General features: G+C 68.7%; 23 protein-coding genes. 17 read left to right on the top strand and 6 right to left on the bottom strand.

The annotated features are described in order from the left end of the window. On the bottom strand, positions 1 to 1017 hold the full coding sequence (gene lipA / locus KXS11_RS07125; RefSeq protein WP_437384849.1) for a lipoyl synthase: 1017 nt from the start codon (positions 1015 to 1017) through the stop codon (positions 1 to 3). Beyond that, positions 1014 to 1694, bottom strand: coding sequence for a lipoyl(octanoyl) transferase LipB (gene lipB, locus KXS11_RS07120; RefSeq protein ID WP_437384872.1), 681 nt, complete (start codon positions 1692 to 1694; stop codon positions 1014 to 1016). The genes lipA and lipB overlap by 4 nt, the downstream gene beginning before the upstream one ends. A gap of 91 nt (positions 1695 to 1785) precedes the next feature. Here lipB and ffh point away from each other — a divergent pair, with 91 nt between their 5' ends. Together ffh and KXS11_RS07110 are read left to right on the top strand one after the other, a co-directional pair. Then, on the top strand, positions 1786 to 3342 hold the full coding sequence (gene ffh / locus KXS11_RS07115; protein WP_437384848.1) for a signal recognition particle protein: 1557 nt from the start codon (positions 1786 to 1788) through the stop codon (positions 3340 to 3342). Between the two features lie 81 nt (positions 3343 to 3423). Next, the gene (locus KXS11_RS07110) at positions 3424 to 3804 is read left to right on the top strand and encodes an META domain-containing protein (RefSeq protein WP_437384847.1); all 381 of its coding nucleotides are present in this window, start codon (positions 3424 to 3426) and stop codon (positions 3802 to 3804) included. Positions 3805 to 3813: 9 nt separating this feature from the next. Here the strand turns inward: KXS11_RS07110 and KXS11_RS07105 are convergent, their stop codons facing one another. Further along, the gene (locus tag KXS11_RS07105) at positions 3814 to 4956 is read right to left on the bottom strand and encodes a glutamate--cysteine ligase (protein ID WP_437384846.1); all 1143 of its coding nucleotides are present in this window, start codon (positions 4954 to 4956) and stop codon (positions 3814 to 3816) included. 255 nt (positions 4957 to 5211) lie between these two features. Here KXS11_RS07105 and rpsP point away from each other — a divergent pair, with 255 nt between their 5' ends. The 4 genes from rpsP to trmD all read left to right on the top strand — a co-directional run bounded on the left by rpsP (position 5212) and on the right by trmD (position 7327). Further along, positions 5212 to 5637, top strand: a complete 426-nt coding sequence (rpsP, locus tag KXS11_RS07100; RefSeq protein WP_437384845.1) for a 30S ribosomal protein S16 — start codon at positions 5212 to 5214, stop codon at positions 5635 to 5637. A 2-nt stretch (positions 5638 to 5639) separates the two neighbouring features. Then, positions 5640 to 5891: an RNA-binding protein gene (locus KXS11_RS07095; protein ID WP_437384844.1), complete on the top strand. Its 252-nt coding sequence runs from the start codon at positions 5640 to 5642 to the stop codon at positions 5889 to 5891. 30 nt (positions 5892 to 5921) lie between these two features. Then, the gene (rimM, locus tag KXS11_RS07090; protein WP_437384843.1) at positions 5922 to 6515 is read left to right on the top strand and encodes a ribosome maturation factor RimM; all 594 of its coding nucleotides are present in this window, start codon (positions 5922 to 5924) and stop codon (positions 6513 to 6515) included. Between the two features lie 104 nt (positions 6516 to 6619). Further along, a complete protein-coding gene (gene trmD, locus KXS11_RS07085) occupies positions 6620 to 7327 on the top strand; it encodes a tRNA (guanosine(37)-N1)-methyltransferase TrmD (RefSeq protein ID WP_437384842.1) in 708 nt (235 codons plus the stop codon). 17 nt (positions 7328 to 7344) lie between these two features. Here trmD and KXS11_RS07080 read toward each other — a convergent pair whose 3' ends face one another. Both KXS11_RS07080 and KXS11_RS07075 read right to left on the bottom strand, forming a co-directional pair. After that, entirely contained in the window at positions 7345 to 7644 is a 300-nt protein-coding gene (locus KXS11_RS07080; protein WP_437384841.1) for a hypothetical protein, read from the bottom strand. Next, positions 7641 to 9122: a PspC domain-containing protein gene (locus KXS11_RS07075; protein ID WP_437384840.1), complete on the bottom strand. Its 1482-nt coding sequence runs from the start codon at positions 9120 to 9122 to the stop codon at positions 7641 to 7643. Before KXS11_RS07075 ends, KXS11_RS07080 begins: the two co-directional genes overlap by 4 nt. A gap of 112 nt (positions 9123 to 9234) precedes the next feature. Between KXS11_RS07075 and KXS11_RS07070 the strand changes: the two genes are divergently transcribed. Together KXS11_RS07070 and KXS11_RS07065 are read left to right on the top strand one after the other, a co-directional pair. Beyond that, positions 9235 to 10485, top strand: a complete 1251-nt coding sequence (locus KXS11_RS07070; protein WP_437384839.1) for an ATP-binding protein — start codon at positions 9235 to 9237, stop codon at positions 10483 to 10485. Further along, positions 10482 to 11141 carry a LuxR C-terminal-related transcriptional regulator gene (locus KXS11_RS07065; RefSeq protein ID WP_437384838.1) on the top strand — a complete coding sequence of 220 codons (660 nt, stop codon included), beginning with the start codon at positions 10482 to 10484 and terminating at the stop codon, positions 11139 to 11141. Before KXS11_RS07070 ends, KXS11_RS07065 begins: the two co-directional genes overlap by 4 nt. 3 nt (positions 11142 to 11144) lie before the next feature. On the opposite strand, the gene map is transcribed toward KXS11_RS07065, so the two are convergent. Next, the gene (map, locus tag KXS11_RS07060; protein WP_437384837.1) at positions 11145 to 11912 is read right to left on the bottom strand and encodes a type I methionyl aminopeptidase; all 768 of its coding nucleotides are present in this window, start codon (positions 11910 to 11912) and stop codon (positions 11145 to 11147) included. Positions 11913 to 12000: 88 nt separating this feature from the next. Between map and KXS11_RS07055 the strand changes: the two genes are divergently transcribed. The 9 genes from KXS11_RS07055 (at position 12001) to KXS11_RS07015 (ending at position 19141) form a co-directional block, all read left to right on the top strand. Beyond that, complete coding sequence (locus tag KXS11_RS07055) at positions 12001 to 12525, top strand: hypothetical protein (protein ID WP_437384836.1); 525 nt, start codon at positions 12001 to 12003, stop codon at positions 12523 to 12525. Between the two features lie 173 nt (positions 12526 to 12698). Beyond that, a complete protein-coding gene (gene rplS, locus KXS11_RS07050) occupies positions 12699 to 13046 on the top strand; it encodes a 50S ribosomal protein L19 (RefSeq protein WP_437384835.1) in 348 nt (115 codons plus the stop codon). A 99-nt stretch (positions 13047 to 13145) separates the two neighbouring features. Continuing rightward, on the top strand, positions 13146 to 13895 hold the full coding sequence (gene lepB, locus KXS11_RS07045; RefSeq protein ID WP_437384834.1) for a signal peptidase I: 750 nt from the start codon (positions 13146 to 13148) through the stop codon (positions 13893 to 13895). After that, a complete protein-coding gene (locus KXS11_RS07040; RefSeq protein WP_437384833.1) occupies positions 13895 to 14539 on the top strand; it encodes a ribonuclease HII in 645 nt (214 codons plus the stop codon). Before lepB ends, KXS11_RS07040 begins: the two co-directional genes overlap by 1 nt. 12 nt (positions 14540 to 14551) lie before the next feature. Next, positions 14552 to 14875: a DUF2469 domain-containing protein gene (locus tag KXS11_RS07035; RefSeq protein ID WP_056006841.1), complete on the top strand. Its 324-nt coding sequence runs from the start codon at positions 14552 to 14554 to the stop codon at positions 14873 to 14875. A gap of 124 nt (positions 14876 to 14999) precedes the next feature. Then, complete coding sequence (locus KXS11_RS07030) at positions 15000 to 15356, top strand: YraN family protein (protein WP_437384832.1); 357 nt, start codon at positions 15000 to 15002, stop codon at positions 15354 to 15356. Continuing rightward, the gene (locus KXS11_RS07025) at positions 15356 to 16882 is read left to right on the top strand and encodes a YifB family Mg chelatase-like AAA ATPase (RefSeq protein WP_437384831.1); all 1527 of its coding nucleotides are present in this window, start codon (positions 15356 to 15358) and stop codon (positions 16880 to 16882) included. Before KXS11_RS07030 ends, KXS11_RS07025 begins: the two co-directional genes overlap by 1 nt. Continuing rightward, positions 16882 to 18153, top strand: coding sequence for a DNA-processing protein DprA (gene dprA, locus KXS11_RS07020; RefSeq protein ID WP_437384830.1), 1272 nt, complete (start codon positions 16882 to 16884; stop codon positions 18151 to 18153). Before KXS11_RS07025 ends, dprA begins: the two co-directional genes overlap by 1 nt. Before the next feature lie 58 nt (positions 18154 to 18211). Beyond that, positions 18212 to 19141, top strand: a complete 930-nt coding sequence (locus tag KXS11_RS07015) for a tyrosine recombinase XerC (RefSeq protein WP_437384829.1) — start codon at positions 18212 to 18214, stop codon at positions 19139 to 19141. The last annotated feature ends 1 nt before the right edge of the window (position 19142 follow it).

The raw sequence follows: 19142 nt of genomic DNA, 5'->3' as shown, positions 1-19142 counted from the left end.
TCAGACCGCTTGGGCGAAACCGAGCGACGTATCAGCCAGATGGCGCAGCCCCTCGGGCACAGCGCGACCTTTGGCGGCCATCGACTGGGCCCAGAGCCGGCCGGCGCGGTAGGACGAGCGCACGAGCGGACCGGCGAGGACGCCGAGGAAGCCGATCTCCTCCGCCTCCTCCTTGATCTCGAGGAACTCCTGCGGCTTGACCCACCGGTCCACCGGGAGGTGGCGGGGCGTTGGACGCAGATACTGCGTGACGGTGATGATGTCGGTTCCAGCGTCATGGAGGTCCTGGAGCGCCTGACTGATCTCCGCGCGGTCCTCACCCATCCCGAGGATGAGGTTCGACTTCGTGATGAGTCCAGCCGCGCGGGCCTGGGTCAGGACGTCGAGGGAACGCTCGTAGCGGAACGCCGGCCTGATCCGTTTGAAGATCCGGGGGACGGTCTCGACATTGTGGGCGAACACCTCCGGTCGCGAGGCGAAGACCTCGCCGAGCAGGTCCGGGTTGCCGGAGAAGTCGGTGGCGAGGATCTCGACACCGGTGCCCGGGTTCGTCTCATGGATGCGGCGAACCGTCTCGGCGTGGAGCCAGGCGCCCTCGTCGGGGAGGTCGTCGCGAGCCACCCCGGTCACCGTCGCGTAGCGCAGCTGCATCCGGAGCACGGACTCGGCGACGCGGCGCGGTTCGTCGCGGTCGTAGTCGGCCGGCTTCCCGGTGTCGATCTGACAGAAGTCGCAGCGCCGAGTGCACTGCGAGCCGCCGATCAGGAAGGTCGCCTCACGGTCCTCCCAGCATTCGTAGATGTTGGGGCACCCTGCCTCCTGGCACACGGTGTGCAGTTCCTCGCCCTTCACGAGTTCCTGCAGCCGGCGGTACTCCGGCCCCATCTTGGCGCGCGTCTTGATCCACTCCGGCTTGCGCTCGATCGGGGTCTGCGCATTGCGGACCTCCAAGCGGAGGAGCTTCCGACCTCCGGTGTCCGCGGAGGCGTCCGGCGCCGGGCTGCCGCAGGCGCTCACGCGACGGCTCCGACAGCGGGGACGCCGTGCCAGTCGGGCTGGAGCTCGGAGAAGACCTCCCACACGCGGTGCGCGACGTCCGCTGGCGTGACCGTCCTCCCGAGTTCCGCGCTGATCGTGGTGACTCCGGCATCGCTGATCCCGCACGCGACGATGTGCCCGAACGGCTCCAGGGAGTTGCTGCAGTTGAGCGCGAACCCGTGCAGGGCGACACCGGCCTGCACGCGCACGCCGACCGCGCCGATCTTCGCTGGTGGCCCGCCGACGACCGGATCGACCCAGACGCCGGAGCGCCCGTCGATGCGACGCCCGATGACGTCGAGCTCGGCGATCGTGCGGAGCATCACCTCCTCGAGGAGGCGGATGTGGGACACGACGTCGACGGGCTCCAGGAGCCGGACGATCGGATAGCCCGTGAGCTGGCCTGGCCCGTGCCAGGTGAGACGGCCGCCGCGGTCGACCTCGACCACCGGCGTCCCGTCGTCTGGACGCTCATGCGCGCGGGTGAGCTTGCCCGCGGTGTAGACGGACTCGTGTTCGCAGAGGATGAGCTCTTGAGGGCCGGTGCCGGAGACGACGCCGTCGTGGACCCGGCGTTGGAGCGCCCAACCGTCGAGATACGGCACATAGGAAGGAGCGAGGCCGGCGATCGTGAGCTGGGTCATGGCCGCCACGATAGCATTCTTGTACGCCGTCCAATAACTGAAAACGCGCGGTTCGTCCTGATCGATCGGCCTCCTGCGTCGACTGCCCTAAACTGGAGGGATCATGGCAACGTTCGGTACTCTCTCTGACCGCCTCGCGGACACCTTCAAGAACCTCCGCACCAAGGGCAAGCTCTCTGCGGCCGATGTCGACGGCACCGTCCGCGAGATCCGGCGCGCCCTGCTCGACGCCGACGTCGCACTCGACGTCGTCAAGGACTTCACCGGCCGCGTGCGCGAGCGCGCGCTGGGCGACGAGGTCAGCAAGGCACTGAACCCCGCGCAGCAGGTCGTGCAGATCGTCAACGACGAACTCATCACCATCCTCGGTGGGCAGCAGCGACGCCTCGAGTTCGCGAAGAAGCCGCCGACCGTCATCATGCTCGCCGGCCTCCAGGGTGCCGGCAAGACGACGCTCGCGGGCAAGCTCGCGAAGTGGCTGAAGAAGGACGGTCACACGCCGCTCCTCGTCGCCTCCGACCTCCAGCGCCCCAACGCCGTGAACCAGCTGCAGGTCGTCGGCGAGCAGGCCGGCGTCCCGGTCTACGCCCCGGAGCCCGGCAACGGCGTCGGCGACCCGGTCAAGGTCGCACGCGACGGTGTGAAGTTCGCCGAGCAGAAGCTCTACGACACCGTCATCGTCGACACCGCCGGTCGACTCGGCGTGGACGCCGAACTCATGAAGCAGGCGTCGAACATCCGCAAGGCCGTCGACCCCGACGAAGTGCTCTTCGTCATCGACGCGATGATCGGTCAGGATGCGGTCGCCACCGCGAAGGCGTTCCTCGACGGCGTCGACTTCACCGGCGTCGTCCTCTCGAAGCTCGACGGCGACGCGCGAGGTGGCGCGGCCCTGTCGATCGCCTCGGTGACCGGACGCCCGATCATGTTCGCGTCCACCGGTGAGAGCCTCGACGACTTCGAGCCGTTCCACCCCGACCGCATGGCGAGCCGCATCCTCGACCTCGGTGACATCCTCACCCTCATCGAGCAGGCGCAGCAGAACTTCGACGAGGAGGAGGCTCGCAAGGTCGCCGAGAAGTTCGCGACCGACACCTTCACCCTCGACGACTTCCTGAAGCAGATGCAGCAGCTTCGTGGCATGGGCTCCATCAAGAAGATGATGGGCATGCTGCCCGGCATGGGCCAGATGAAGGAGCAGCTCGAGAACTTCGACGAGCGCGAGATCATCCGCACCGAGGCGATCATCCAGTCGATGACGAAGCTCGAGCGCACGAACCCCAAGGTGCTGAACGGCTCGCGTCGTCTCCGCATCGCGAAGGGTTCCGGCATGACGGTCACCGAGGTCAACGCCTTGGTCAACCGCTTCGAGCAGGCCGCGAAGATGATGAAGACGGTCGCCAAGGGCGGCATGCCGAACATCCCCGGAATGGGCCCTGTCCCTGGAGCGCGATCCGGCCGGCCGAAGCCGCAGGCAAAGAAGAAGGGCTCGCGCTCGGGCAACCCCGCGAAGCGTGCCGCCGAGAACGCCGGTGTCGTCGAGGCTGCCCCTGCGGTGAGCGGCGCAGGCTTCGGACTCGGTGGCGGTGCCGCTGCGAGCAGCCCCGCGGGTCCGAGCGAGGCGGAGCTCGCCGAGCTGCAGAAGTTCCTCGGCCGCTGACCCGTTTCCCGGCCACAATCGTCTGACTCCCGCCGATAGGCTGAGCCTGCCTGCACCAGGGCGGGCTGATCGGGAGGGATCATGCGTCTGTCGACGGCATCCGCGGCGTTCGGCGGCGGAGTGGTGATGATGTTCGCGCTCGTCGGGTGCGCAGGTGCCGGCGTCGGCGACGCCGTGCTGGGCTCCTGGGGCGCCGGCGCAGAGGTCAATGAGCCGCACCTGATCTTCTCCGAGGACGGTCGGGTCAGCGGTTCCGACGGCTGCAACCGGTTGGCCGGTTCGTGGAAGGCCACTGGCGACACGATCGTCGTCTCCGACGTCGCTTCCACCCTCATGGCCTGTCCGGATGTCGACACCTGGCTGAGCGGTATCGCGCAGGCGACACTCTCGGAGGGTGACGATCAGCTGACGGTCCTCGACGACTCCGGAGCGGAGATCGGTTCGCTCGAACGCGCGGAGTGATGCGACGGGTCACGCCAGAGGCTGGATCCCGTTCCGCAGCTCTTTCGCGAGCGAGCTGACGACGGCCTGCAGGCTGCCTCCGTTGGCGTGCGCGACGGCGAGTTGCCGCTGGTAGCTCGCGCCGTGGCCGAGGATCGTGTCGATGCTCGCGAGTTCCTCCGAACAGCCGAGCCGGGCGGCGATGGGGGCGAGCGTGTCGATGAGGTCGCGCAGGTCGTCCGTGACCAGTCGTTCGTGTCCCGAGGAGTCGAGGATGATCTCGGCGTCCAGGCCGTATCGAGCCGCCCTCCACTTGTTCTCCCGCACGTACCAGGGCTGGAGGGTCTGCAGGCGCTCGCCGGCGTCGAGTCGATCCGAGAGGTGTTCGGTCAGACAGTGGATGAGTGCAGCGAGTGCCGCGAACTCAGCGACAGTCGATGCTCCGTCGCAGGCGCGCATCTCGACGGTTCCCCAGTGCGGAGACGGTCGGACGTCCCAGCGCACCTCTGTGTGGTCTTCGATGATGCCGGTGACGGTCATGTCGTCGACGTAGTCCTCGAACTGCTCCCAGTCGGAGAGCTGGTAGGGGAGCCCGGCGGTCGGCAGCTGCTGGAACATGAGCGCACGGTTCGACGCGTAGCCGGTGTCGACACCGCCCCAGTACGGGCTCGACGCCGAGAGCGCCTGCAGGTGCGGCAGAAAGGTGAGCAGGCCGTTCATGATCGGCAGCACCTTGTCGACGGTCTCGATGCCGACGTGCGCGTGCACGCCCCAGATCATCATGTTCCGGCCCCACCACTGCGTGCGATCGATGAGCTTGTGGTACCGCGGCTTGTCCGTCACCTGCTGGTCGTACCACTGGCCGAACGGGTGCGAACCGCTGCAGATGAGTTCGATGCCGAGTGGATCGGTGATGGTGCGTACTTCGGCCAACTGCGATTCGAGGTCTGCGATCGCCTCGGGCACCGTGTGGTGCACGGTGGAGACGAGTTCGACGGTGTTCAGCAGGAGCTCGTTGGTGATCTGCGGGTGCGGGGAGCCGTCGGCCGTCCGGAGTTCGGCCAGGACGGTGTCCGCGACGCTGACGAGATCGCCGGTGTCGCGGTCGACGAGCGCGACCTCCCATTCGAGGCCGACGGTCGAACGTTCGGACTTCGCGAACTCGATGGGCATCCGTGTCGACCTCTCCCATGGACGCGGCCCGGTGCCGCGCGACAGCCCATCTTCACACGAGCACCGGGGGCCTCGACGACTCGGTGTCGCCGGATTACCCAGATCGCCGGACATCTGGCAGAATAGGCAGTTGAGTCTGCGCGGAGTTCGACCCTCTATCCGACGCCCGCAGCACCACCCTAGTTTTCGTACCGAGCGTGTGGCCCCACCTTTCGGCAGCGAGCACATCACAACATCACATCACTCAGGAGAATCGTGGCTGTCAAAATCCGTCTCAAGCGTCTCGGCAAGATCCGTGCGCCCTACTACCGCATCGTCGTCGCGGACTCGCGCACGAAGCGCGACGGTCGTGTCATCGAAGAGATCGGCAAGTACCACCCCACCGAGGAGCCCTCGTTCATCGAGGTCGACTCCGAGCGTGCGCAGTACTGGCTCAGCGTCGGCGCTCAGCCGACCGAGCAGGTCGCAGCGCTGCTCAAGCTCACGGGCGACTGGGGCAAGTTCAAGGGCGACAAGGATGCCGTGAGCACCGTTCGCACCAAGGAGCCGAAGGCTCCGTTCGTCGCCGACGAGAAGAAGAAGCCCGTCCTCAAGCCGAAGGCCGAGGCTCCCGCTGCCAAGGCTGCTCCGGCCGAGGCCGAGGCTCCCGCTGAGGACGCCGCAGAAGCAGAGCAGGCGTAGTCTTGCTCGCTCCCGCGCTCGAACACCTCGTCAAGGGGATCGTCGATCACCCGGATGACGTTCGCGTCACGGCACAGAACTCCGCCCGTGGCGAGGTCCTCGAGGTTCGTGTGAACCCCGAGGACCTCGGCCGGGTCATCGGTCGTGCCGGCCGGACGGCCAAGGCCCTGCGCACCCTGGTGGCTGCGTTGGCAGATGGCAGGCGGGTCCGCGTCGACGTGGTCGACACGGACGCCCCCGGCGCCAGCGCCTAGGTGGCGGGCGAGACGGAGCCGCGGACCCAATTGCGGGTCGGACGGCTGACGAAGGCCCACGGACTGAAGGGCGCACTCAAGGTCGAGCTGTACACGGATGAGCCGGAACACCGGTTCACCCCTGGTTCGACCTTCACCCTCCAGGTCCCCACCGGATCCAAGTGGCGAGGCAAGACGCTCGAGCTGATCGAGCTGCGCTGGTACAACAGCCAGCCCGTCGCGTTCTTCGTCGGGATCGGCGACCGGAACGAGGCGGAGACGCTCGTGAAGGCCATCCTCTGGGTCGAACAGGACCCGAACGACCTCCCTGCGGAGGAAGACGCCTGGTACGACCACCAGCTCGTCGGCCTCGCGGTTCACCGTGACGGCGTCTCCGTCGGCACGGTCGCACGAGTCGACCATTTCCCGGCTCAGGACCTCCTCATCGTCAAGACTGCCGACGGCGAGGTGATGGTGCCGTTCGTGAAGGCGATCGTCCCGACCGTGGACGTCGCAGCGGGCATCGTGACGGTCACGCCGCCGACAGGGCTCTTCGAAGAACTGCCCGAGTCGGACGAGGACCAGGCACCGGCGATCGCCGTCCCGGAGTCGGCCGCTGCGGCCGAGGACGAGCCGACGACGTAGGTCGAACACCGCTCCACACGAAGCGCCGATGGGATCTCCCATCGGCGCTTCGTGCATCTCCGGCGAGTCGAGAGACATCGGCAGGCCCGAATAGACTGCTCGACATGCGCATCGACATCGTCACGATCTTCCCGACCTTCTTCGATGCCCTGGATCTCTCGCTCCTCGGGAAGGCCCGTCAGTCGGGCATCATCTCGCTCGGCGTACACGACCTCCGCGACTACACGCACGATCGTCACCGCACTGTCGACGACACCCCGTACGGCGGCGGCGCAGGCATGGTGATGAAGCCAGAGCCCTGGGGTGAAGCGCTCGACGCGATCCTCGGCGACGACACCGAGGAGGAGCCACTCGTCATCTTCCCGTCACCGGCGGGGGAGGTGTTCACGCAGGCGATGGCGCGCGACCTCGCGCTCGAGGACCAGCTCGTCTTCGGCTGCGGTCGCTACGAGGGGATCGATCACCGCGTCTTCGAGCACACGGCGAGCCGTGCGCGGGTGAAGCTCGTGAGCCTCGGCGACTACGTCCTGAACGGTGGCGAAGTCGCGGTCATGGCGATGATCGAGGCGATCGGACGCCTCGTACCCGGGGTCGTCGGCAACCCCGAGAGCCTCGTGGAGGAGTCGCACGAGGACGGACTGCTCGAGTACCAGAGCTACACGAAGCCGGCCGAGTGGCGCGGCCTGTCAGTCCCTCCGGTCCTCCTCAGCGGCAACCATGGTGCGATCGCGGCTTGGCGCCGCCAGCAACAGATCGACCGGACCCGTGAGGTCCGCCCGGACCTGTTGCCGACGGCTGACACCGACGGCTGAGGGGCGCCGCGGCACCGTCAGGGACGGCGGCGAACGGCTGCAGCGATACCGGCGAGGACGAGGACCGCACCGGTCGCGATGAGGCCGCCGGTGATCCAGGTGAGCGGATCGATCCTCATCTCGGTGATCGTGCTCGTGAACATCGCGGCGGCGAACACGAGCAGGACCACTCCCCACAGGATCGTCCCGAAGCGCGCCGGTCGGGTGGTCGGGATCGGTGTCGGCGCACCCGTCTTCGAACCCGCTTGCGGCGCGGTCGGCGTCGGGGCGCCAGGGAGCTGCTCGGTCGGCGCAGTGCGGTCCTCGTGCTCGCTCATCGTCCAGCCTCCTGATTCCCGGTGATGACGGTGTTGCCCGCGACGGTCCAGAGGCGCACGGTCGTGGTGTCCGGCGAGGCCGTCCGGCCGTAGCGGGCCTCATCGCGGTAGAAGACTCCGCCCCGATGATCGTCGCGGTCGCGCCCAGTGGTCCCGGGCTCGATGCCACCGACGACGGCGGAGACCTCGACGATGACCGGTACGTCCTCGGGAAGGATGACGTCGAGTTCACCGGCGACCAGCCAGACGTCGATGGTGCCGCCGCGCACGGCGTCGTCGTCGTCGAGTCCCCGAAGATCGAGCTTCGGCTGACCGGCGATCATGACATACCCCTGCTGCTGTCCGGGCGCCGCGCCCTCCACGGACCACGTGGTGCGTCCGACGGGCGAGATGGTGGAACCCGCGGGGAAGACCCCGGTGATGAGGAGTGCCACGACGGCGGCGAAGGTGAAGAACCCGAGCCAACCGCTCTCGCGTCCGGAGATACCGGCGACGATGGTCGCGAGCGCCAGGACCGCGAGTGCGCTCGCGACACCCGTGATGACGATCGTGGACGCTTGGGCGCCCGACCCGCCTGAGATCGCTGCAGCCGTGGCGCCTGCGAGGAGCGCGAGGCCGAGGGCGATGGCGACGAACGCGGCTCCCGGTTTCAACGACCGACGCTGCTTCGCGGCCTGCTCACGCTCGGCCTGCTGCTCTGCCCGCTGACGTTTCATCTCCTCGCGGAACTCTTCACTCGTCCAACCGCGCTGGGCCGTGGGCGCGCCGTCCCACCCCGCTGTCGGGCCGGGCGTCGGCATCGAGTCGTGCGGCGCAGTCGGGCTCGGCGCGGCTGCGAACGCCGTCGTCGGCGATGTCCGCCAGCCGGTCGACTCTGTCCGGGTGGGCGCAGGCGGTTGCGTCGGAGGTGGTGCAGGTACGGTGCGTTCGCTCGTCCAGGGATCGTGCCTCGGCGCGGTTTGGGCGGGCGGGGGCGTTTCCTGGCTTCGCCGTGCGAACATCACGATGAGCCAGACTGCGGCCGCGATCAGGGCGATCACCCATCCGGCGGTCATCGTCGACTCGAGCCAACCGGGGAGGTTCCAGGCGACGGGTACGCCGTCCCACCAGAGGCCCCGCATGAACGGGACGACGGTGAGCACGGCCATGACGCCGATCGCGACCATCGCCGGGTCGAAGATGCCTCGGATCGCGCGTTCCAGGTGGATGCGCCCCTGCTGATCGGGGATGAGGGCCCAGGCGGCCGCATAGAAGAAGAGCACCGGGCCACCCAGGATCGCGACGACGATCGCGATGCCGCGGACGATGATCGGGTCGATCCCGAGTCGGATCGCGACGCCACCCGCGACGCCACCGAGCCAAGCATCGCTCGAACGGCGGAGGCCGGTGGAGCGCCACCAGTCGAAGAAGCGGGTCGTGCCGTCGTTCGGTGTCGGCCCGTGTTGCTGACCGGTGTCCGGCGTGCTGTGGTTCGTCATGTCCCCAGTCTGGCCAGCGGCGGTGGCCGATCCCATCGGGTATGACCCTGACTCGACCCTGATCCTGTCCTCCCAGGGTGCCGACTGCGCGCCGAACTGCTTGGATGGCTGCATGGGTACCGAGGCGATGATCCGTCCGCGGCACCGTCTCCTCGGCGGTGTGTGCGCAGGGTTCGCCGAGCACACCGGTGTGCCGGTGGCTGCCGTCCGCACCGCGACGGTGCTCCTCGCAGCGTGTGGCGGAGCGGGGGTCCTGCTCTACCTGTGGTTGTGGGTCATGACGCCGACCCGCGCCGCTGACGCCCCGCTCGACCCGCGTGCGCATCTGCTGCGCCCGTCCTCATCGGTGTCGGCCACCAACGCGGTGCCGCAACGCCGCGCGCCCATCACCGAGATCCTGCTCGGCATCGCGCTCCTCGCGGCGGGCACCGCGCTCGTCGCGACCCGGACCGGGCTTGCGATCCCGCTCGAGGCCGTCATCCCGGTGATCGTCGTCCTGGCCGGCGCGGCGCTCGCGTGGCGACAGTTCGGTGACCGCGGACGTTCACCGGGCTCACCCGCGCTGCTGGTGCGCGTGCTCGGTGCCCTGGTCCTGGTCGTGCTCGGTATCCTGCTCTTCTTCGTGACCGGTGAGCAGCCCAACATGTGGACGGTCATCGTCGCCGCACTCGCGGTGCTGCTCGGCGTTGCGGTCGTCGTGGCGCCGTGGGCCCTGCAGCTGAACCGAGACCTCGCCGACGAACGCGCCGCCCGGCTGCGCGAGGTGGACCGAGCGGAGGTCGCCGCGCACCTGCACGACTCCGTGCTCCAGACCCTCGCGCTCATCCAACAGCAGGCCGGTCCCGGCAGCGAGGCCTCCCGGCTCGCGCGAGCCCAGGAGCGGGAGTTGCGGGAGTGGTTGTTCAGCGGCGGGTCGGCGGCCACCGGAGATCTGGCGACCGAGCTGCGGGCGATCGCGGCGACGGTCGAAGCCGACCACTCCGTCAGGGTCGACGTCGTCGCGGTCGGGCGGTCCGTCGAGGACGTGCCGGAACCGCTGCTCGCTGCCGCGAGGGAGGCCGTGTTGAACGCGGCACGGCACGCCGGGGGAGACGTCTCGGTGTACGTCGAGACGAGCCCGCACCGCGTCGAGGTCTCGGTGTCCGACCGCGGGCCGGGATTCGACCTCGACCGCGTGCCGCAGGACCGCCTCGGTGTCCGTGAGTCGATCATCGGGCGGATGCAGCGCATCGGCGGGGAGGCTGCCATCCGGCCCGGCCCTGGTGGACGAGGCACCGAGGTGCGCCTGACGCTCCCGATCGCGGCAGCGCCCACCGACCGCACGACCGAGACACCGCGAAGCGTTCCGAGGAGCCCAGCATGACCACGTCCCAGCTCACCGTCGTCATCGTCGACGACCACTCGATCTTCCGCTCCGGCCTCCGAAGCGAGCTCGGCCCGGACGTCGCCGTGCTCGGCGAGGCAGCCGATGTCGAGTCGGCGGTCGACGTCATCACACGGGTTCAACCCCAGGTCGTCCTCCTGGACGTGCATCTGCCCGGTGGTGCCGGAGGCGGCGGCGCCGACGTGATCGCCGGAGCGGCGGCCGCCGCGCCAGGCACCCGGTTCTTGGCGCTCAGCGTGTCCGACGCGGCGGAGGACGTCGTCCGCGTGATCCGCGCCGGGGCGCGTGGGTACATCACGAAGAGTTCCTCGGGGTCGGAGGTCGCGGATGCCGCGCAGCGCGTGCACGACGGTGACGCCGTGTTCTCACCGCGCCTGGCCGGCTTCGTCCTCGACGCCTTCGGCGCTGTCACGGGGGAGACAGCGGAGTCCGTCGACGAACTGGACCGTCTGTCGGCTCGTGAGCAGGAGGTCATGCGGCTCATCGCTCGCGGTTACGCGTACAAGGAGGTCGCGAGCGAGCTCTACATCTCGGTCAAGACTGTCGAGACCCATGTGTCGAGCGTCCTCCGCAAGCTGCAGCTGTCCTCACGCCATGAACTGGCAGCCTGGGCGTTGCAGCGGAAGCTGCTCTGAGTCTCAGCCGCGGGCGGTGAGGATGATGGGACCGTCCTCCGTGATCGCGACCGTGTGCTCCGAGTGCGCGCCGCGGGATCCGTCGGCGCTGCGCAGCGTCCACCCGTCGGCGTCCGTCACGATGCGGTCGGTCGTCTCGAGGAACCACGGCTCGATCGCGATCACGAGTCCGGCGCGCAGCGGGTAGCCGCGACCCGGGCGCCCGTCGTTCGGGACGTGGGGGTCGCCGTGCATCGTCCGTCCGACGCCGTGGCCGCCGAAGTCGGTGTTGATGGTGTAGCCGGCCGCGGTGGCCACTGCTGCGATCGCGGCGGAGATGTCGCCGACCTTGTTCCCCACACGAGCGGCGTCGATTCCGGCGTCCAGAGCGATTCGGGTGGTCTCGATGAGCTTGGTGTCTGCGGCGCGTGGCGTGCCGACGATGACGCTCACCGCCGAGTCGGCCACCCAGCCGTCGACCGAGGCGGCGAAGTCGACGCTCAGGAGATCGCCGTCTCGCAGAGCGTAGTCGCGGGGGAGGCCGTGCAGGACCGCGTCGTTGACCGACGTGCAGAGCACCTTGCCGAACGGACTCGCGCCGAAGGAGGGGTGGTAGTCGACGTAGCACGACTCGGCGCGCCGGGCGCGGATCATGTCGTGAGCGATGCGGTCGAGCTGCAGGAGGTTCACCCCGACCGCGGCCTCGTCCACGAGTCGGCTCAGGACCTCGGCGACGAAGCGTCCGGCGGGGCGCATCTGCTCGATCTCGGACGGGGTGCGCAGTTCGATCACAGGGAATCCTCTCCGCGCCCATTCTGCCCGAGTCGGCCGTGAGCGAACGACCAGTGCACGCTCAGGACCCCGGCGGTACCCTGAGACCATGATCATCCGTCGGGCGTTCTACTACTGGCGATTCGCCGCGATCTTCATCCTGCCCGCGTGGCCCTTCCTCGGCTGGGGGCTCTTCGGCGAGAGCGGATGGAGTCTGTTCGGGCTCTTCATCGCCATGCCGATCCTCGCGATCGCGCTCGCCGCCATCGCCTTCCTGATCTCCGCCAGGGCGAGCGTCCGGACGACGAAGCTCGTCTCCTGGACCGATGTCGGGCTGTTGTCCCTGTGGCACGTCACGATCATCTGCTTCGGAACGTTCAGCTCCGGGATCGCCCTGTGGGCCGTGCTCGGCGTGGTGGCGGGGCTCGCGGCCTTCTGGGGCTCCATCGCCCAGCTGATCGCCGAGACGAGCCGCCGCGCCCAGGAGACCATGGCCGAGTTCGAGCGCATGGCCGCCACACCGCGGACGTTCCCGGGCGCCGGCGACGGCCCGACGCAGCGGTTCGCGCCGGGCCCCGTGGACGGCGGGGAGTTCATCGTCGTGGAGGAATCCAAGCCGGACGACCGCCGCTGAGTCGTCGTCAGATGGCGAGACCCGCCCCAGTTACCCATCTGGAGCGGTTTCATGACACAATTGCTGTTTGTGCCTGCGCAGTTCTGCCACAGGGGAACGCCGGCAACGGGCACACACTTCCTTCCGAACGTATTCAGCGGTCGACCTGTGGCGGTCGCAGAGATGGAATCATCATGCACATTCTCGACTCAGTCGATGCAGCATCCCTCAAGTCGGACCTTCCCGACTTCCGCGCCGGCGACAACGTCAAGGTGCACGTGAACATCATCGAGGGCAACAAGTCCCGTATCCAGGTGTTCCAGGGCGTCGTCATCGGCCGCTCGGGCGAAGGCGTCCGCGAGACGTTCACCGTTCGCAAGGTGAGCTACCAGGTCGGCGTCGAGCGTACCTTCCCGGTGCACTCGCCGAACATCGACCACATCGAGCTCGTCACCCGCGGTGACGTGCGTCGCGCGAAGCTCTACTACCTGCGCGAACTGCGTGGCAAGAAGGCGAAGATCAAGGAGAAGCGCGACAACTAGTCGCCCTCCGGTCTGCTTCGTCAGCAGTCCTCGATCGTCCCAGACGATCATGTCCTGAGCTCCCCACCGGATAAGCTGGTGGGGAGCTCAGGCGGTTAAATGACAGACAATTCCCTGGCGGCAGACGCGTCGCCCGACCAAACGCGGCGACCCCGCGGCAAGCGCGGCGCCCTGCTGTTCTTCCGCGATCTGCTGATCATCTTCGTGGTGGCGCTGCTGGTCTCCTTCCTCATCAAGACGTTCCTCGTGCGGTCCTTCTACATCCCCTCGGGATCGATGGAGAACACCCTGCAGATCCAGGACCGCATCCTGGTGAACGAACTCGTCCCGGACGTGGTGTCCTTGAACCGCGGCGACGTCGTCGTCTTCCAGGACCCGGGTGGTTGGCTGCCGCCGGCAGCCGAGACCCAGCAGCCTCCGGTGACTGCGGCGGTCGAGTGGGTGCTGTCCATCTTCGGGCTCGTCGCGCCCGACAGCGACGACCATCTCATCAAGCGGGTCATCGGCCTCCCTGGCGACCGCGTGGCGTGCTGCAACCCGCTCGGCCAGATGACCGTGAACGGTGTCCCGTTGAACGAGCCCTACGTGAAGCTCCCGCCCGGTGCCGAGAAGGTGTCTGCAGATCCGTTCGACGTCGTCGTGCCGGAGGGCTCGCTCTGGGTCATGGGCGACAACCGCTACAACTCGAAGGACTCGCGGTACAACGGCGACACCCCGGGCGGCGGGTTCGTACCGATCGACAACGTCGTGGGTCGAGCCTTCGTCATCACGTGGCCGTCGAGCAACTGGTCATGGCTCGACAACTACCCGTCGGTGTTCGGCGCCGTCCCTGACCCGACTGGCGAGTGATGGCGGTCAGCGAACCGACGCTCGAGGTCGAGCAGGAGCTGTTCGCGGCAGGCGTTCCCTCGGTGATCGGCATGGACGAGGTGGGGCGTGGCGCCATCGCCGGGCCGGTCGCGGTCGGTGCGGTCGTCGTGGTACCGGCGTGCGGGGCGTTCCCCGAGGGACTGCGTGACTCGAAGATGCTCAGCGAGAAGGCCAGGACGAGGTTGGAGCCGTTGGCGAGGGCGTGGGTGCTGCACGGCTCGGTCGGCCTGGCGAGTCCGGCGGAGGTCGACGAACTCGGCATCACGGCGTGCCTCGGCCTCGCCGGACGCCGCGCGCTCCTCGAACTCCACGCCGTCGGCGCCGACGTCACCGGATCGACCGTGCTCCTCGACGGCAACAGCGACTGGCTGAGCAGCTCGCTCCAGCGGCCGCTGACCATCACCACCAGGGTGAAGGCCGACCGCGATTGCGCGTCGGTCGCGGCAGCATCGGTGCTCGCGAAAGTACACCGCGACCGCATCATGATCGACCTGCACGAGACGCTTCCGGAGTACGGCTGGGAGGGCAACAAGGGCTATGGCTCGGCCACCCACCTCGCCGCCCTCGGGGAGCACGGCCTGACGCTCCACCACCGGAGCAGCTGGCTGCCCGCCTACACGTAGAATAGAAGCACCATGGACGAAGACGAGTTCGAAGACTACGACCGCGAGGTCGAACTGGCCCTCTACCGCGAATACCGCGATGTCGTGGGTCAGTTCAAGTACGTGATCGAGACGGAGCGACGCTTCTACCTCGCCAACGAGGTCGAGCTCGTCCGTCGCGACACCGCGAACGACTTCTACTTCGAGCTCTCGATGACGGACGTCTGGGTGTGGGACGTCTACCGTTCCGACCGCTTCGTCAAGAGCGTCCGTGTGCTCACGTTCAAGGACGTCAACGTCGAGCAGCTGTCCTCGCGCGACTTCGAGCTCCCGAAGGAACTCACGCTCGACGAATAGTCGTCGCCCGTCCGGTCCGCCACCGTCCTCCACAGGCCGTTGACGCGCTCGATCCGTCGACGGAACGCCGATCCCCGCGGTCCTGCTCCGCACTTCCCGCTTGGGTGGAGTGCAGGAGGTGCGCATGGCACACAAGGACGAGCTCGGTCGACATGGCGAGCAATTGGCGAACGATCATCTCGAGGCCTGCGGGTACCGCATCCTCGATCGCAACTGGCGGTGTCCGCAGGGCGAACTGGATGTGGTCGCGGAGGACGACGGGACGCTGGTGTTCGTCGAAGTGAAGACGAGGTCCGGCACCGGGTTCGGCGATCCCGTGGAAGCGGTGACACCGGTGAAGCTGGCCAGGATCGGTCGGCTCGCGAACGCCTGGTGCGCCGACCGCCGACCGCGAACGCGGCGGATGCGGGTCGATGTCATCGGGATCGTCGTTCCGCCTCACGGTGATGTCCGGCTCCAACACCTGCGGGGCGTGTCCTGATGGCTGTCGCGCGGACGTGGTCCGTCGCTCTCGCCGGACTCACCGGAGCCATCGTCGAAGTGGAGGCGTCGGCGTCCGCGACCGTGCCGGGGATGGCGATCGTCGGGCTGCCCGACAAGTCCTTGGGTGAAGCGGCTCACCGCATCAAGAGCGCGACCGCGAACTCCGGGTGCGAGCTCCCGGGCGGCAAGATCACGATCAACCTCTCGCCTGCGTCGTTGCCGAAGCAAGGGAGCGCCTTCGATCTGGCGATGGCCCTCGCCTGTCTCGCGGTCGGTGGGCTCATCCGTCGGGAGTCCGCCGAGCGGGTGGTCCACCTCGGCGAACTCGGACTCGACGGGCGGCTCCGGCCGTCGACGGGTGTGCTTCCAGCGGTGCTGGCGGCATCACGTGCTGGTTACGAAGCGGTCATGGTCCCGACGGCGAACGTCGAGGAGGCCAAGCTCGTGCCCGGAGTGACCGTGATCGGTGCGACGTCGTTGCGCGACGCGGCGATCTGGCACGGAGCCGAGCTGTCCACGATCGACCTCGAGCCGGTTCGGCTGCGCTCCGAGACGGTCGTCGCATCGGAACCCTTGGACCTCGCCGACGTCGTCGGTCAGCCGGATGCCGTCGAGGCGATGATCGCCGCCGCTGCAGGCGGACATCATGCGATGCTCGTCGGGCCGCCCGGGGCCGGCAAGACGATGCTCGCCGCCCGGCTCCCGGAGCTCCTGCCGGACCTCGAGCCGGAGGCCGCCGTCGAGGTGAGCTGTCTCCGCTCGCTCATCGGCCGGGTTCCCGACGGGATGCTCGCCCGGCGCCCACCGTGGGAGAACCCTCACCATTCCTCGTCGGCAGCTGCGATCATCGGTGGGGGCTCGCGCCAGATCCGGCCGGGTGCCGCAGCTCGAGCCGCCCACGGTGTGCTGTTCCTCGATGAGGCTCCGGAGTTCCGGGTCGACGTGCTCGACTCGCTGCGGCAACCGCTCGAGTCGGGCGTGGTCACCGTGCATCGTGCTCATGGCAGCGCCACCTTCCCGGCAGCGTTCCAATTGGTGCTCGCCGCGAACCCGTGCCCGTGCGGACAGTACGGGACGGCCGACGGCGTCTGCGCCTGTCCTCCGCAGGCTCGCCGCCGGTATCTCGGCCGGATCTCCGGACCGTTGCTCGATCGCATCGACATCCGTGTCCGGGTGCAGCGGATCACGTCGACCGTGCCCGGCTTGGTCGACGATCGATCCGTGACGACCGTTCACGCCCGCGCGCGGGTCGAGGCCGTGCGAGCGGCCAGTGCGGAACGGTTGACAGGCACCGGTTGGCGGACCAACGCGCAAGCCAGCGGCCCCTGGCTCCGGAGCACGAGGATGCGACTCGGGCGCTCCGTCACCGCAGGCCTCGACCGAGCACTCGAACGCGGGGGGATCACGATGCGGGGCTACGACCGTGTCCTGCGACTCGGATGGACGCTCGCAGATCTGGATGGTGCGATCAGTCCGTCCGGCGAACACCTGGGGCGCGCGCTGTTCCTCCGGAAGGGCATCTGATGAGCCGCTGGTTCGGGCTCGACAGCGACCTCGTGCGCGAACTCGTGGGCGATCTCGGTCGAGCGGACGCTGACGACGCGGCGACGAGGGCAGCGTTCGCCCGCGCCGCCTGGACGATGATCGCCGAGCCGGGGGACGGCGTGGCGGGCCTCGTGGTCGACACCCTCGGGCCGACCGAGGCGCTGGTGGCGGTGCTGGAGCGGGTGGGCGCGACCGAACTGCAGCGCAGGATCCTCGCCGCGGGATGGACCGACGATCCGAGGGGACAGGCCTCGTGCGAGGTGTCAGCCGAGGGGGCGCCGTTGGCACCCGGCTCACGGGTGCTCGGTGCCGCACTGGACCGATGGACGCCGAGGCTCGTCGCTGCCGACCTCGTCGCGGCCTGTCGGCTGGCGATCGGCGTCGGCGCGCAGCTCATTCTGCCCGGCGACACCGGTTGGCATCCCGGTCTCGTCGGCCTCGGCCCCCACGCTCCGCATGCGCTCTGGTCGCGCGGCGACGCTGCGTCGGCCTCCGCCGAACACGCGATCGCGCTCGTCGGGGCGCGTGCATCGTCCGGATACGGCGAACATGTGACGCTCGAGGCCTCCGCCGGCCTCGTCGATCGAGGATTCACGATCGTCTCGGGTGCGGCGTACGGCATCGACGGCGCGGCCCACCGAGCTGCGCTCGCCAGCGGCGGCGTCACTGTCGCGTTCCTGGCGGGTGGCGTCGATCGCCCGTACCCCGCGGGGCACGAAGGGTTGATCCGCAGGATCGTCGACGAGCGCGGTGCGATCCTCAGTGAGTCGCCGTGTGGCTCGACACCGACCAAGTGGCGGTTCCTGCAACGGAACCGACTCATCGCCGCAGCCTCGTCGGCGACGGTGGTGCTGGAAGCGGGAAGTCGTTCGGGGTCCATCAACACGGCCGGGCACGCCGCGACCCTCGGTCGGCCGCTCGGCGCCGTTCCGGGCCCCGTGACGAGCCCCGCCTCCGCAGGGTGCCACCGGCTCATCCGCGAGTACGCCGCGACCTGCGTCACGAACGCCGAACAAATGGCCGAGCTCGCCGGGTGGACGGCCGTCGATGCGCAGGCGGAGGCCTTCGCCTCGCCCGACGAGAAACGGGTGCGCGACACTCTGAGCTCGCGTACGCCGCGGACGATCGAGGAGATCGCGAAGGTGAGTGGCCTCGGGCAGCGAGAGGTCTCGGCCGTGCTCGGAGCGCTCGACCTCTCCGGTGCCGTTGATGAGCGCGGACACGGCTGGGTGCTCGCCTCGGCACGTTGAGCGGGTGCCACGGCGGGGGAGCGGACTCCCGCCCGAGGGGTGCGGCAAGCTTGACGATGTGGACATCGTCACGAGCTCAGAGGCCTTCGCTGAGCACCTGAGCGCCGAACGGAGACTCTCGGTGCAGACGGTCCGCGCATACCGGTCCGACCTGCGCCAGCTCGCGAGCTTCGCCGAAGAGCGAGGGGTCCAGGCCGTCGACGCGGTCTCGCTCGACCTGTTGCGCGATTGGCTGTGGCACGCATCGGAAGCCGGCGCCTCGAAGGCGACGCTCGCGAGACGCACGGCGACGACCAAGGCGTGGAGCGCGTGGCTCCTCCGAACCGGTCGGATCACGACCGACGTCGCGGCACGACTGCGGAGTCCGAAGACCGGGCGAACCCTGCCTCGGGTGGTCGGCCGCGGGCCGTTCGACGAGATCCTCGCCGACCTTGAGGAGCGGGCGTCGTCGGGGGAGCCGAACGCGCTCCGCGACCTCGCGGTCGTCGAGCTCCTGTACGCCTCCGCGTTGCGCGTGTCGGAGCTCTGCGGACTCGATCGAGGCGATCTCGACTTGGATCGACTGACCGTCCGTGTGACCGGCAAGGGCGACAAGGAGCGCGTCGTGCCGTTCGGAGTGCCGGCGCAGTCCGCCATCGTCGACTACCTCATGAGTGCAAGGCCGACGCTCCTCGCACGCGGGGTTGCCTCAGACCGCCGTCCGGGTGCTGGGTCGGCCCTGTTCCTCGGGACTCGGGGTGGCCGTCTCGGGGCGCGATCCGTGTACACCCTCGTCGCCCGACTCCTCGAATCGGTGCCCGGCGGTGGTCCTGCCGGGCCGCACGCGCTCCGCCACACCGCGGCGACGCACCTGCTCGACGGCGGTGCCGACCTCAGAGCGGTTCAGGAACTCCTCGGCCACTCGAGCCTTGCAACGACCCAGATCTACACGCATGTCTCCGTGGAGCGCATCAAGGAGTCGTACCGCAGTGCCCACCCCAGGGCGTGAC

The sequence above is a fragment of the Plantibacter flavus genome (assembly GCF_051487245.1).
In the GTDB taxonomy this organism is placed as follows: domain Bacteria; phylum Actinomycetota; class Actinomycetes; order Actinomycetales; family Microbacteriaceae; genus Plantibacter; species Plantibacter flavus_B.
The sequence above is the reverse complement of the archived record's forward strand: the minus strand, read 5'-3'. Positions and strand labels throughout refer to the sequence as shown.

Coding starts and splice junctions, on each gene's coding strand:
- trmD (WP_437384842.1), top strand. CDS start 6,620: ATGCGCATCGACATCGTCACGATCTTCCCGACCTTCTTCGATGCCCTG.
- KXS11_RS07030 (WP_437384832.1), top strand. CDS start 15,000: ATGGCACACAAGGACGAGCTCGGTCGACATGGCGAGCAATTGGCGAAC.
- KXS11_RS07080 (WP_437384841.1), bottom strand. CDS start 7,644: ATGAGCGAGCACGAGGACCGCACTGCGCCGACCGAGCAGCTCCCTGGC.
- KXS11_RS07110 (WP_437384847.1), top strand. CDS start 3,424: ATGCGTCTGTCGACGGCATCCGCGGCGTTCGGCGGCGGAGTGGTGATG.
- KXS11_RS07065 (WP_437384838.1), top strand. CDS start 10,482: ATGACCACGTCCCAGCTCACCGTCGTCATCGTCGACGACCACTCGATC.
- KXS11_RS07055 (WP_437384836.1), top strand. CDS start 12,001: ATGATCATCCGTCGGGCGTTCTACTACTGGCGATTCGCCGCGATCTTC.
- KXS11_RS07070 (WP_437384839.1), top strand. CDS start 9,235: ATGGGTACCGAGGCGATGATCCGTCCGCGGCACCGTCTCCTCGGCGGT.
- KXS11_RS07075 (WP_437384840.1), bottom strand. CDS start 9,122: ATGACGAACCACAGCACGCCGGACACCGGTCAGCAACACGGGCCGACA.
- KXS11_RS07040 (WP_437384833.1), top strand. CDS start 13,895: ATGGCGGTCAGCGAACCGACGCTCGAGGTCGAGCAGGAGCTGTTCGCG.
- ffh (WP_437384848.1), top strand. CDS start 1,786: ATGGCAACGTTCGGTACTCTCTCTGACCGCCTCGCGGACACCTTCAAG.
- KXS11_RS07105 (WP_437384846.1), bottom strand. CDS start 4,956: ATGCCCATCGAGTTCGCGAAGTCCGAACGTTCGACCGTCGGCCTCGAA.
- lepB (WP_437384834.1), top strand. CDS start 13,146: ATGACAGACAATTCCCTGGCGGCAGACGCGTCGCCCGACCAAACGCGG.
- KXS11_RS07035 (WP_056006841.1), top strand. CDS start 14,552: ATGGACGAAGACGAGTTCGAAGACTACGACCGCGAGGTCGAACTGGCC.
- rplS (WP_437384835.1), top strand. CDS start 12,699: ATGCACATTCTCGACTCAGTCGATGCAGCATCCCTCAAGTCGGACCTT.
- dprA (WP_437384830.1), top strand. CDS start 16,882: ATGAGCCGCTGGTTCGGGCTCGACAGCGACCTCGTGCGCGAACTCGTG.
- KXS11_RS07025 (WP_437384831.1), top strand. CDS start 15,356: ATGGCTGTCGCGCGGACGTGGTCCGTCGCTCTCGCCGGACTCACCGGA.